General features: G+C 67.4%; 10 protein-coding genes. 9 read left to right on the top strand and 1 reads right to left on the bottom strand.

What is annotated here, in order from left to right; translation table 11 throughout:
* The first annotated feature begins 17 nt into the window (after window positions 1-17).
* From Ga0080574_RS00450 to Ga0080574_RS00425, 6 genes are read left to right on the top strand one after another with little or no spacing between them, the layout of a single operon-like run.
* Window positions 18-1,406, top strand: coding sequence for a M20 family metallopeptidase (locus Ga0080574_RS00450; protein ID WP_076694060.1), 1,389 nt, complete (start codon window positions 18-20; stop codon window positions 1,404-1,406).
* Window positions 1,407-1,409: 3 nt separating this feature from the next.
* The gene (locus Ga0080574_RS00445; protein ID WP_076694058.1) at window positions 1,410-2,222 is read left to right on the top strand and encodes a sulfite exporter TauE/SafE family protein; all 813 of its coding nucleotides are present in this window, start codon (window positions 1,410-1,412) and stop codon (window positions 2,220-2,222) included.
* The gene (gene dsdA / locus Ga0080574_RS00440; RefSeq protein ID WP_076694056.1) at window positions 2,219-3,544 is read left to right on the top strand and encodes a D-serine ammonia-lyase; all 1,326 of its coding nucleotides are present in this window, start codon (window positions 2,219-2,221) and stop codon (window positions 3,542-3,544) included. Before Ga0080574_RS00445 ends, dsdA begins: the two co-directional genes overlap by 4 nt.
* Window positions 3,541-5,040 carry an amidase gene (locus Ga0080574_RS00435; RefSeq protein ID WP_076694054.1) on the top strand — a complete coding sequence of 500 codons (1,500 nt, stop codon included), beginning with the start codon at window positions 3,541-3,543 and terminating at the stop codon, window positions 5,038-5,040. Before dsdA ends, Ga0080574_RS00435 begins: the two co-directional genes overlap by 4 nt.
* 21 nt (window positions 5,041-5,061) lie before the next feature.
* A complete protein-coding gene (locus Ga0080574_RS00430) occupies window positions 5,062-5,394 on the top strand; it encodes a RidA family protein (RefSeq protein WP_076694052.1) in 333 nt (110 codons plus the stop codon).
* A 24-nt stretch (window positions 5,395-5,418) separates the two neighbouring features.
* Window positions 5,419-6,654 (top strand): NAD(P)/FAD-dependent oxidoreductase, encoded by a 1,236-nt coding sequence (locus Ga0080574_RS00425; RefSeq protein WP_076694050.1) that lies wholly within the window; start codon window positions 5,419-5,421, stop codon window positions 6,652-6,654.
* Window positions 6,655-6,676: 22 nt separating this feature from the next.
* Here the strand turns inward: Ga0080574_RS00425 and Ga0080574_RS00420 are convergent, their stop codons facing one another.
* Window positions 6,677-7,138, bottom strand: a complete 462-nt coding sequence (locus tag Ga0080574_RS00420) for an Lrp/AsnC ligand binding domain-containing protein (protein ID WP_380659266.1) — start codon at window positions 7,136-7,138, stop codon at window positions 6,677-6,679.
* A gap of 153 nt (window positions 7,139-7,291) precedes the next feature.
* Between Ga0080574_RS00420 and Ga0080574_RS00415 the strand changes: the two genes are divergently transcribed.
* The 3 genes from Ga0080574_RS00415 to Ga0080574_RS00405 all read left to right on the top strand — a co-directional run bounded on the left by Ga0080574_RS00415 (window position 7,292) and on the right by Ga0080574_RS00405 (window position 11,757).
* Entirely contained in the window at window positions 7,292-8,311 is a 1,020-nt protein-coding gene (locus tag Ga0080574_RS00415; RefSeq protein WP_076694046.1) for a 1-aminocyclopropane-1-carboxylate deaminase, read from the top strand.
* A 233-nt stretch (window positions 8,312-8,544) separates the two neighbouring features.
* Window positions 8,545-10,923 (top strand): thiamine pyrophosphate-binding protein, encoded by a 2,379-nt coding sequence (locus Ga0080574_RS00410; RefSeq protein WP_076694044.1) that lies wholly within the window; start codon window positions 8,545-8,547, stop codon window positions 10,921-10,923.
* Window positions 10,924-11,091: 168 nt separating this feature from the next.
* The gene (locus Ga0080574_RS00405; RefSeq protein WP_076694042.1) at window positions 11,092-11,757 is read left to right on the top strand and encodes an SDR family oxidoreductase; all 666 of its coding nucleotides are present in this window, start codon (window positions 11,092-11,094) and stop codon (window positions 11,755-11,757) included.
* The last annotated feature ends 328 nt before the right edge of the window (window positions 11,758-12,085 follow it).

The following is a 12,085-nucleotide window of genomic DNA, read 5'->3' as shown; positions in this document are numbered from 1 at the left end:
GAAGAAAGAGACCCAACATGGCAATCCGCGACACGGCGCTGGCCAAGATCACCGAGTATTTCGACAGCGGACGCTTCCGGTCCGAGCTGGCGGCGCTGGTCGCGCGCCCCACGGAAAGCCAGGATCCGCGCGGCACGCCGCATCTCATGGGCTATCTGACCGAGGCGATGGTGCCGATGCTCAGCGGGATGGGCTTTACCACCGAGCTCTTCGACAACCCGCAGCCCGGCGCCGGCCCGCTGCTGGTGGCGCAGCGCATCGAGGATCCCGCCCTGCCCACGGTGCTGGTCTATGGCCATGGCGATGTGATCCGCGCGCAGGAAGACCAGTGGCGCGAGGGACTCTCTCCCTTTGAGCTGACCGAAGAGGGCGACCGGCTTTACGGGCGCGGCAGCGCGGACAACAAGGTCCAGCACCTCATCAATATCCGCGCCATGGCAGCGCTGATCGAGGCGCAGGGCAGGCTTGGCTTCAACGCCAAGGTGCTGATCGAGATGGGCGAGGAAAACGGCTCGCCCGGCCTCAAGCAGTTCTGCGAAGAACATAAAGAGCTGCTGGCCTCCGACGTGCTGATCGCCTCGGACGGGCCGCGCCTGTCGCCCGAGGCGCCGACGATCTTCACCGGCTCGCGCGGCGGATCGCTCTTCGATCTGCGGGTGGATCTGCGCGAGGGCGCGCATCACTCGGGCAATTTCGGCGGGCTGCTGGCCGATCCGGCGATCATCCTGGCGCATGCGCTGGCCTGCATCACCGACGAGCGCGGCCAGATCGCGGTGCCGGAGTGGCGCCCCGACAGCCTCACCCCGCGCATCCGCGAGGTGCTGTCTGTGCTGCCCGGCGTCGAGTCGGGCATCGCACTCGATCCGGACTGGGGCGAGGAAAGCCTGACCATGTCCGAGCGGGTCTTTGGCTGGAACAGCTTTGCGGTGCTCGCCATGGTGTCGGGCGTGCCCGAGGCGCCGGTCAACGCGATCTCGGGCTGGGCGCGCGCCACCTGCCAGCTGCGCTTTGTGGTTGGCACCGATCCCGACGACATCCTCCCCGCTCTGCGCCGCCATCTCGACAAGCACGGGTTCGACAAGGTCGAGATCGTCCCCTCCGATCGCGGTGCCTTCCCCGCCACGCGGCTCGATCCCGATCACCCCTGGGTGCGTTTCGCCACCGCCTCGCTGGAGCGCAGCACCGGCACCGCGCCGCATATCCTGCCCAATCTCGGCGGCTCGCTGCCCAATGACTGCTTTGCCGAGGTGCTGGCGCTGCCGACGATCTGGGTGCCGCATTCCTATGCCGGCTGCAACCAGCACGCGCCCAACGAGCATGTGCTGAAATCCCTGTCACGGCAGGCGCTGCTCGGCATGACCGGTCTCTTCGCCGATCTGGCGGAACATGGCGCACCGGAGGCCTGAGCGATGGATCTTCTGACCCTCTTCGCGGTCATCGCCGCGGCCGGCGCCGTGGCCGGCCTCATCTCGGGCCTGCTGGGCGTCGGCGGCGGGATCATCCTCGTTCCCGCCTTCTATTACGTCTTCAGCGGGCTCGGCTATCAGCCCGAACAGCTCATGCAGATCTGCGTCGCCACCTCGACCGGCACGATCATCGTCACCTCCCTGCGCTCGGTCACCTCGCATCACAAGCGCGGCGCAGTGAGCATGGAGCTGATCCGCGGCTGGGGGCCGTTCATCGCCATCGGCTCGGTGCTGGGCGTGCTCGCCGCCGCGAGCCTGCGCAGCCAGGAACTGCAACTGGTCTTCGGCTGCATCGGCGTGTCGCTGGGGCTTTACATGCTGCTCGGCAAACGCAGCTGGCGCATCTCCGACACCCTGCCGGGCCGCGCGCTGAGCGCCCTCTATGGCGGGATTATCGGGTTTTTCTCGGCGCTGATGGGCATCGGCGGCGGCAGCTTCACCGTGCCGCTGCTCACCGCCTATAACGTGCCGCCGCACCGCGCCGTGGGCACATCGCCGGGCTTTGGCCTGCTGATCTCGATCCCCGGTTTCATCGCCTTCCTGCTCACCGGCTGGGGCATCGCCGGCAAGCCGCCGGGCACCGTGGGTTATGTGAACCTGCCCGCCGTGGCGCTGATCATGGTGACCTCGCTGCTGATGGTGCCGGTGGGCGTAAAGCTCGCCCACAGCCTGAGCCCCGCCCGGCTGCGGCTGGTCTTTGCCCTCACGGTGCTGCTGCTGGCGGGCAATATGCTGCGCAAGGCGCTGATGGGATGAGCCAGCCGCAGGACGACAGGCTTCTGGAGCGGCTGCGCGCGGGCCAGCCCGTGCTCTGGACCAACCCGGACTATACGCCTGCGGAAGATCCGCAGGCCGCCGCCGATGTCGCGCAGGCACAGGCGGACTGGCAGAGCTTTGCCCCGCTGCTCGCCGCGCTTTGGCCGGAGCTCGGCGCGTCGGGCGCGATCCGCTCCGAACTCATTGCCGTGCCCGGCTGCCGGGAGGCGCTGGCCGCCGCCGCGCCGGATCTGGCCACGCTGCTGGTCAAGGGCGACCACGCGCTGCCCATCGCGGGCTCGGTCAAGGCGCGCGGCGGCGTGTTCGAAGTGCTCAGCACCGCCGTGGCGCAGGCCCGCGCCGCCGGCCTTCTGGCCGAGGGCGGCGATATCGCCACGCTTGCAGGCCCCGATGCCCGCGCGTTTTTCGCCAAGCGTCGCATCGCGGTGGGCTCCACCGGCAATCTCGGGCTCAGCGTCGGGATCTCGGCACGGGCGCTGGGATATGCGGCGACGGTGCACATGTCGCACGATGCCAAAGCGTGGAAGGTGGCGCGGCTGCGCGATCTCGGCGTCGAGGTGGTGCAGCATCGCAGCGACTACTCCGCCGCCGTGGCCACCGCGCGCGACATCGCCGCGCGCGATCCGCTGACCCATTTCGTCGATGACGAAAGCTCCGCCCTGCTCTTCAACGGCTACAGCGCCGCCGCCGCCGAGCTGAAGGACCAGCTCGACGCCATGGGCCTTGTCATCGGGCCGGAGCGCCCGCTGATCCTCTACCTGCCCTGCGGCATCGGCGGCGCGCCGGGCGGCATCGCCTATGGCGCGCGCGGTGTCTTCGGCGCCGATGTGCATCCGTTCTTTGTCGAGCCGGTGCAGGCGCCGTCCGCGCTGGTCCAGATGCGCCACGGGCCGGGGCGCGAAACCTCGGTCTATGAGCTGGGGCTCAGCAACCGCACCGAGGCGGACGGCATGGCCGTCGCCACAATGTCGCAGCTTGTGGCCGAGCGCATGCGCAAGCGTCTGGCGGGGGTGTTCACGGTCACCGACGACGACCTCTTCCGCTGGCTCGCGATGGCCGATGCCGAAGGGCTGCGGCTGGAACCCTCGGCGGCGTCGGGCTTTGGCGGGCCGCGGATGCTGCAAGGCACCGAGGCCGGACGGGCGTTCTGCTTCGCGCATCTGGCGGGGCGCGGAGCACAAGCCGTGCATGTGGTCTGGACCACCGGTGGCGCTTTCCTGCCCGAAGAGATCTATCAGAGCCATGTCGCGACGGGCCGCAGCCTCGGCCCCGCCTCCGGCATGCAGGGAGACATGACATGACCGCAACCGACCCCGCCGATCTCGGCGCCATCGAGGCGCGCAGCCTCATCGCGCGCAAGGCGCTTTCGCCCGTCGATCTGGCCGAGGCCTGCATTGCCCGCGTCGAAAAAATCGACCATGCGGTGAACGCGCTTGTCGCGCGCGATTTCGACGGGCTGCGCGCCGGGGCGAAAGCGGCAGAGGCGGCGGTGATGTCCGGCGCGCCGCTGGGTGCGCTGCACGGGCTGCCCTTTGGCGTGAAGGACATGATCGACGTGAAGGGTCTGCCCACCACCTTCGGCTCCGAGGCGTTCCGCGACAATATCGCCAGCGGCGACGACGCCATTGTCGCGGCGATGCGGCAGGCGGGCGCGACGCCCATGGGCAAGACCAACAACCCCGAATGGAGCGCTGGCGGCAACACCCGCAACCGCGTCTATGGCGTGACCGCCAACCCGCATGACCTGACGCGCAGCTGCGCGGGCTCGTCCGGCGGTTCGGCGGTGGCACTGGCCTGCGGCTATGCCCCGCTCGCCACCGGCTCGGATACCGGCGGCAGCCTGCGCAACCCGGCGGCCTTCTGCGGCATCGTCGGCTACCGGCCCAGCCCCGGCGTGGTGCCCGGCAACACCCGGGCGGCGGCGCTGATCCCGATGCCGACATCGGGGCCCATGGCCCGCAGCGTTGCCGATTGCGCGCTCATGCTCTCGGTGCTCGCCCGCCCCGACCGCAACGACCCCTATACGCTGATCGCGGGTGGCAAGACGCTCTGGGATCCCGCCGAGTTCGCCAACCTGCCGCGCCGCGATCTGTCGTCGCTGAAGATCGCGGTGACCGAGGATTACGGCTTCGCCCCCACCGAAACCATCGTGCGCGAGCATTTCCGCAAGGTGATGCCACAGCTCGCCCCGTTCTTCGGACAGGTCGAGGAGACCACGCCCGATTGCACCGATGCGGACCGCATCTTTTCGGTGTTGCGCGCGGTGCAGTTCCTCGGCGTGCATGCCAAGCTGGTGGACGCGCAGCCCGAGCTGGTCGGCCCCAATGTGCGCGACAACGTCGAGGAAGGCCGCTCCTATTCCGCCGAGGATGTGGCGCAGGCGATCTTTGCGCAGGGCCGCTATTACCGCGCCTGGCAGGCGTTTTTCGAGACCACCGATTACCTGATCTCGCCCGCCGTCTGCATCAGCCCGCGCGACTGGCACGAGCTCTACCCGATCGAGATCGACGGCGAGCCGACCAAGAGCTATTATCACTGGCTGGCCATGGCCTATGCCTCGACCATTCCGGGCCATCCCTCTATCACCATCCCCTGCGGGCGTGACACCAACAACATGCCCTTCGGGCTTCAGATCGTCGGCAAGCGGCATGACGATCTGGGTGTTCTGGCCCTCGCCGCCGAGCTGGAAGCGGTGATCGCGGGGCTCTCCGATCTCGCCCCGCGCGGACCCGACATCGCGGCGCTTGCCGCCGCGCCGCGTCTCAGCGAAGCTCCCGGCTTTCTGACCTTCGATTAACCCAAGAAAAGGACCAAGCTCATGGCTATCCCCCTCTCCAAGACCCGCCGTTCCGGCAAGACGCTGTATCTCTCCGGCGAGCTGGGCTTTGCCGCCGACGGCACCATGCCCGAGGGCATCGCGGCGCAGACCCGTCAGTGCATCGAGAACATCACCGCGACGCTGGCCAAGGAAGGGCTCGACCTGTCGAATGTCCTCTCCTGCACCTGCTACCTGACCGACCCGGCGGATTTCGCCGATTTCAACGCGGTCTATTCCGAGATGTTCCCCGAGCCCTTCCCGGTGCGCACCACCATCGGCTGCGCGCTGATGATCGACGCCAAGGTGGAAATCACGGTGATCGCAGAGGGCTGAGGCCCGGCTCGGGAGACAGGCGGAATGGCGGAATTCATCGTTCTCGGCGCCGGCATGGTCGGCATCGGCGCGGCGCTGGCGCTTCAGGCGCGCGGCCATGCGGTCACCGTGCTGGATCGCAGCGCACCTGGTACGGAGACCAGCCACGGCAATGCCGGGGTGATCCAGGCCGAGGCGGTGGAGCCCTACGCCATTCCGCGCGATCTCGCGACGCTGTTCTCCTACGCGACGGGCCAGAGCAACGATGTGCTCTGGCACCTGCGCGACCTGCCGGCGGTCGCCCCGGCGCTCTGGCGCTATTTCCGGCACTCGGCGCCCGCGCGTCACGCGGTGCTCTCGAAGGGCTATGCGCCGCTTGTGCTCAGCGCCACCGCCGATCACGCGCCGCTCATCGCCGCCTCGGAGAGCGAGGCGCTGATCCGGCGCACCGGGCTGGGCGAGCTTTACCGGACGGCGCGGGCGCTGGACGCGGCGGCGGCCAATGCCGAGCGCATGCGTGACCGCTACGGTCTGGGATCGGAGGTTCTGACCGGCAGCGCGCTGGCCGAGGCCGAACCGGCGCTAAACGGCCCGCTGGCCGGGATGCTGCTCTGGACCGACAGCTGGAGTTCCTCGGACCCCGGTGCGCTGACCCGCGCCTATGCGGATCTTTTCCTTGCGCGCGGCGGTCGGGTTCTGACCGGCGACGCCACCAGCCTGACCGAGACCGGCAGCGGCTGGACGGTCGAAAGCAGCGAGGGGCCGGTCGAGGCCTCGGATGTGGTGGTGGCGCTCGGCCCCTGGTCGCCGGATCTTCTGGCACCGCTGGGCTACCGCATCCACATGATCTGGAAGCGCGGCTATCACGGTCATTTCAACGCGCCGACGCCGCTGAACCGGCCCTGTCTGGATGATGCAAACGGCATTGTCATGAGCTCCATGACACGCGGGCTGCGGATCACCACCGGCGCCGAGCTGGTGGGCCGCAACGCGCCGCGCACCCTGCGCCAGCTCGAGCGCGGCCAGCGCGCCGCGCGCGAACTGCTGGATCTGGGCGCGCCGGTGCCCGACAGCACCTGGCACGGGCACCGGCCCTGCCTGCCTGACATGCTGCCGCTGGTCGGCGCCGCGCCGCGCCATCGCGGGTTGTGGTTCGATTTCGGCCACGGGCATCAGGGCTTCACCCTCGGCCCAACCACCGGGCGGCTGCTGGCCGATATCGTCGAGGGGCAGACCGACGCGGTGACGGCGGCGCTCTCCCCTGCCCTGCGCGGGGTCTGACGGAACACCCCGGACCGCGCGCTCAAAAGGCCAGCGCGGTTTTTTCCTTCACTTCCTTCATCACAAAGAAGGTCCGGATCTGCCGCACCCCCGGCAGGGCAATGAGCGCCTTGCCGTGCAGCAGATTGAAATCGGCCATGTCGCGCACACGGATCTTGAGCAGATAGTCGAAATCGCCCGCCACGAGCTGACATTCCAGCACCTCCCTCATCTCGGTCGCGGCACGCTCGAAGGCGGCAAAACTGTCCGGCGTCGAGCGGTCGAGCACCACCCCCACCATCACCAGCGCCCCCAACCCCACCGAGACCGGGTTCACCCGCGCATGCACGCCGCTGATATGCCCCTCGGCAAAGAGCCGCTGCGTGCGGCGGTGACAGGTCGCCGGGCTGACGTTTACCGTCTCGGCGATCTCGGCATTGGTGAGCCGCCCGTCGCGCTGGAGATGGCGCAGAATCTCGCGGTCGATTCGGTCCAGACCCGACATGAAAGAATCTCTCATTATAGTGGCGATATTTGACATATATCCGGCAACAATATCCTTATAAACCCAGAAATATGGAAAAATCAGGATAAAATTAGAAAGCACCTTTCACATCATATCCGCTAACCTTCGCGGCAGAGACAACAGGAGTTCACCATGTCACTGCTCGACAAATTCGACCGCTACCCGCTCACCTTCGGCGCCACCGCCATCGAACACCTGCCCCGGCTTTCCGAAGCCCTCGGCGGCAAGGTCGAGATCTACGCCAAGCGCGAAGACTGCAACTCGGGTCTTGCCATGGGCGGCAACAAGCTGCGCAAGCTGGAATATATCGTGCCCGACGCCATCGCCTCGGGCGCCGACACGCTGGTGTCGATCGGTGGCGTGCAGTCGAACCACACCCGCATGGTCGCCGCCACCGCCGCCAAGATCGGCATGGACTGCGTGGTGATCCAGGAGAAGTGGGTGCCGCATTACGATGCCGTCTACGACCGTGTGGGCAACATCCTGATGACCCGCCTCATGGGGGCGGATTCGCGGCTGGTGGATGACGGGTTCGATATCGGCATCCGCAAGAGCTGGGAAGACGCGATCCAGTCGGTCAAGGATTCCGGTGGCAAGCCCTATGCGATCCCGGCGGGCGCCTCGGTGCACAAATACGGCGCGCTCGGCTATATCGGCTTTGCCGAAGAGGTGGCGCAGCAGGAAGAAGAGCTAGGCTTCAAGTTCGACTATATCGTCGTCTGCGTGGTAACCGGCTCGACCCAGGCGGGCATGATCGTGGGCTTTGCCGATCAGGGCCGCGCCGACCGGGTGATCGGCATCGACGCCTCGGCCACGCCGGAACAGACCCGCGCGCAGGTGCGCGGCATCGTCGACAACACCGCCGAGCTGGTGGGGCTCGGTCGCACCGTGCGCGACGACGAGATCGTCATCAACGAGGATTACGCCTACCCCGCTTACGGCGTGCCCTCGGAAGAGACCAACGAGGCGATCCGCCTGGCCGCCCGCACCGAGGCGATGATGACCGACCCGGTCTATGAGGGCAAATCCATGCAGGGCCTGATCGACCTCACCAAGAAGGGCTTCTTCCCCGAAGGCTCCAAGGTGCTCTATGCCCATCTCGGCGGCGCACCGGCGCTGAACGGCTACAGCTACTACTACAAAGACGGCTGAGGCGCGCTTCGGGCGTTCCGGAGAAAGAGCCTTTCCCGGAGCGCCCTCGCCCAAGGCCACCCCGGATTTTTCGATATCGCACATGCCCGTCGAAAAATCCGCCATACTGCCCCAACATTTCGCGGTCACGCACCAGAAGACTCCCGCCGGTACAGACCGGTTGCAGGAGCCCGCCCGCGCTTGCGCGCCGTGATCCGCCAAATCCCACTGCCCCGCACAAGGAGGGACGCCCGATGACCGACCACCTCAAGACCATCGAGCAACGGCTGCTGTGGCTGTCGCACTGGATGATCCACAACGCCAACCATGTCCGCCCCAAGGTGGACGGCATCAAGGTGGGCGGGCACCAGGCGTCCTCGGCCTCCATGGTGTCGATCATGACGGCGCTCTATTTCTCGACCCTGCGGCCCGAGGACCGGGTGGCGGTCAAACCGCATGCCTCGCCGCTGTTCCACGCGATGCAATATCTCATGGGCAACCAGACCCGCGAGAAGATGGAGAATTTCCGTGGCTTCGGCGGGGTGCAGAGCTATCCCAGCCGCACCAAGGATATCGACGACGTGGATTTCTCGACCGGCTCGGTGGGGCTTGGCGTCGGGATTACCGCGCTTGCCTCCATGGTGCAGGATTTCATCACCGCCAAGAGCTGGGGCGAGGAGGTCACACCCGGGCGCATGGTGGCGCTGGTGGGCGATGCCGAGATGGACGAGGGCAATATCTACGAAGTGCTCCAGGAAGGCTGGAAGAACGATCTGCGCAACACCTGGTGGATCATTGACTATAACCGCCAGTCGCTGGACGGGATCGTGCGCGAGGGGCTGTTCACCCGCATCGAAAAGATCTTCGAAGCCTTTGGCTGGGATGTGGTGCGGGTGAAATACGGCGCGCTGCAACGGGCGGCCTTCGAGGAACCGGGCGGCGCGCGGCTGCGCGACTGGATCGACACCTGCCCCAACACCGAATATTCGGCGCTGACCTATATGGGCGGCGCGGTCTGGCGCAAACGGCTGATGGACGATCTGGGCGATCAGGGTGAGGTGAGCGCGCTCATCGACCGGCGCAGCGACACCGAGCTTGCGGCGCTGATGGAAAACCTCGGCGGCAACTGCGTGGAGACCATGGCCGAGACCTTTGCCGCCATCGACCACGACCGCCCGACCTGCTTTCTCGCCTACACGATCAAGGGCTGGGGCACCCCCATCGCCGGGCACAAGGACAATCACGGCGGTCTGATGACCAAGGCGCAGATGGCCGGCTGGCAAAAGGACATGGGCGTGCCCGAAGGACAGGAATGGGAGCCCTTCGCGACGGTCGAGGACGTGCCGGCGCTGAAGGCTTTCCTCGACAGCGTGCCGTTCTTTGCCAAGGGCACGCGGCGCTATTCGGATGTGCGGCTCGACGTGCCGAAGATCGAATTTGCCAGCGACAAGGAAATCTCGACCCAGGCGGCCTTTGGCAAGATCCTCGACGAGCTGGCCAAGGGCGACAGCGAGCTTGCCGCCCGGATCATGACCACCTCGCCCGACGTGACCGGCACCACCGGGCTCGGCGCCTTTGTGAACCGGCGCAAGCTCTTTGCCCGCGAGGAGCTGAAGGACGCCTTTATCGAGCATCGTATCCCCTCGACCGCAAAGTGGAACTTCGCCCCCGACGGGCAGCATATCGAGCTGGGCATCGCCGAGATGAACCTCTTCCTGCTGCTGGGCGCGGCGGGGCTGGCGCACAGCCTCTGGGGCAAGCGCGTCATTCCCGTCGGCACGCTCTACGATCCCTTCGTGCATCGCGGCCTCGATGCGCTGAACTACGCCTGCTACCAGGGCGCGCGGTTCCTCATCGCGGGCACGCCCTCGGGGGTGACGCTGGCGCCGGAGGGCGGCGCGCACCAGTCGGTCGGCACACCGCTCACCGGCATGGCGCAGGACGGGCTGGCGAGCTTCGAGCCGGCATTTGCCGACGAGCTGGCGGTGATCATGGAATGGGCCTTCGACTACCTGCAACGCGACGGCGAGGGCGACCCGGACGAACGCACCTGGCTGCGCGACGAAACCGGCGGCGCGGTCTATCTGCGGCTGACCACCAAACCGCTGGAGCAGCCCGGCAAGCGGGTGGACGACGCCTTCCGTCAGGGCGCCATCGACGGCGGCTACTGGCTGCGCAAGCCGGGGCCGAACTGCTCGGTGGTCATCGCCTATCAGGGCTCGGTGGCCGACGAGGCCATCGCCGCCGCCGGCATGATCGGCGAGCACCGGCGCGACGTGGGCGTGCTGGCGGTGACTTCCGCCGACCGGCTCAACGCCGGCTGGACGGCGGCGCAGCGCGAGCGCGCGCGCGGCAATCCCGCCGCCACCAGCCATGTCGAGTCGCTGCTCGCCGAGCTGCCGTCCCATTGCAGCATCGTCACGGTGATCGACGGCCACCCGGCCACGCTGTCCTGGCTCGGCTCGGTGCAGGGCCACCGGACGATCCCGCACGGGGTCGAGCATTTCGGCCAGACCGGCACCATCGGCGATCTCGCCCACCATTTCGGCATCGACCGCCACGCCATCGCCAATTCGGTGAGCGAGCTGACGCTGGGCCGCAAACCCTCCTCTGCGCATTTCGGCACGGCCTGAGAGGCCAGCGCGCAGGCGGCCGGCGATCCTCGTGGTCGCCGGCTCGATTGTCTGCGGCCTGCCCCGCTCTGAGGCAAGCAAAGCGCCATCCCTGACGACCGGGTTGGCATTGCCCTTGCGTCTCCCACGCTACATGCACAGCGACGGAACGCGAAAGGAGTGATGACAATGAAGGTCCTCATCATCGGCGCAACCGGCGGGATCGGCCATCGCCTCCTGCCGATGCTCATCGAAAACGGGCATCAGGTTGTCGGTCTGCACCGCAAGCCCGAACAGGCCGAAGCGATCCGTGCCGCCGGGGCCGAACCGGTCGCGGGCGACGTCATCGAGATGAGCGCGGACGATTTTGCTCTCGCCGCGCGCGGCTGCGATGCGATTGTATTTTCCGCAGGTGCGGCGGGCAGCGGGCTCGACCGCACAACCGCCATCGACGGAGAGGGTCCGATCAAGGTGGTGGCCGCGGCCCGCGCGCTCGGCATTTCGCGCCTGTACCTCGTCTCGGCCTTTCCCGAAGCCGGGCGACAGCGCGAGCGCAATCCGCGTTTCGAACATTACATGGCGGAAAAGAAACGCGCCGATGTGGCCGTTGCCTCTTCGGATCTGGACTGGGTGATCGTCCGCCCCGGGACGCTCCAGCACGAGGATGGCAACGGCAAGGTCAGCCTTGGCCCGGCAGTGCCATATGGCCCTGTCGCGCGGGGGAACGTGGCCCGTGTTCTGGCAGGACTGATCGAGCGCCCGGAGATCCGCCGCGAGTTCATTGAACTGACCGATGGCCAGATTCCGGTTTCCGAGGCACTGGACGGTTTGCGCAAGGCTCGGCAGGTCGCCTGACCGGCGAAGCTGTGAGCCACGCTCGGGTCCGGGCCCCCTCCTCACCCATGGCCCCCGTCATGCGGGATCGGCACATGCGGCCACAGGCCGGGTCACACTGACCGCATTCATGAGATGCGTTCATGGGTGATTGTCGCCCTGCCCGGTCTAATCCGGCGGCCGGACCACGTTATATATGAGTGCAGTAAAGCCGGCCCCGCGCCACCGCCGAGGTCGGCTACCGATCGCGCCCGCCGGGCAATCATGCAGATCCCGCCATCGACGCGATTGGCCGACCGGCAGCGGTGCGGGCCGTCAACGATGGCAGGACCGGTGTGACAGCCGGGTC

It is taken from the genome of Salipiger abyssi (genome assembly GCF_001975705.1).
Classification (GTDB): Bacteria; Pseudomonadota; Alphaproteobacteria; order Rhodobacterales; family Rhodobacteraceae; genus Salipiger; species Salipiger abyssi.
The sequence above is the reverse complement of the archived record's forward strand: the minus strand, read 5'-3'. Positions and strand labels throughout refer to the sequence as shown.

Bases quoted from the DNA above. Each gene is read 5' to 3' on its own strand.
- Ga0080574_RS00450 (WP_076694060.1), top strand. From the start codon at position 18: ATGGCAATCCGCGACACGGCGCTGGCCAAGATCACCGAGTATTTCGAC.
- Ga0080574_RS00445 (WP_076694058.1), top strand. From the start codon at position 1,410: ATGGATCTTCTGACCCTCTTCGCGGTCATCGCCGCGGCCGGCGCCGTG.
- dsdA (WP_076694056.1), top strand. From the start codon at position 2,219: ATGAGCCAGCCGCAGGACGACAGGCTTCTGGAGCGGCTGCGCGCGGGC.
- Ga0080574_RS00435 (WP_076694054.1), top strand. From the start codon at position 3,541: ATGACCGCAACCGACCCCGCCGATCTCGGCGCCATCGAGGCGCGCAGC.
- Ga0080574_RS00430 (WP_076694052.1), top strand. From the start codon at position 5,062: ATGGCTATCCCCCTCTCCAAGACCCGCCGTTCCGGCAAGACGCTGTAT.
- Ga0080574_RS00425 (WP_076694050.1), top strand. From the start codon at position 5,419: ATGGCGGAATTCATCGTTCTCGGCGCCGGCATGGTCGGCATCGGCGCG.
- Ga0080574_RS00420 (WP_380659266.1), bottom strand. From the start codon at position 7,138: ATGTCGGGTCTGGACCGAATCGACCGCGAGATTCTGCGCCATCTCCAG.
- Ga0080574_RS00415 (WP_076694046.1), top strand. From the start codon at position 7,292: ATGTCACTGCTCGACAAATTCGACCGCTACCCGCTCACCTTCGGCGCC.
- Ga0080574_RS00410 (WP_076694044.1), top strand. From the start codon at position 8,545: ATGACCGACCACCTCAAGACCATCGAGCAACGGCTGCTGTGGCTGTCG.
- Ga0080574_RS00405 (WP_076694042.1), top strand. From the start codon at position 11,092: ATGAAGGTCCTCATCATCGGCGCAACCGGCGGGATCGGCCATCGCCTC.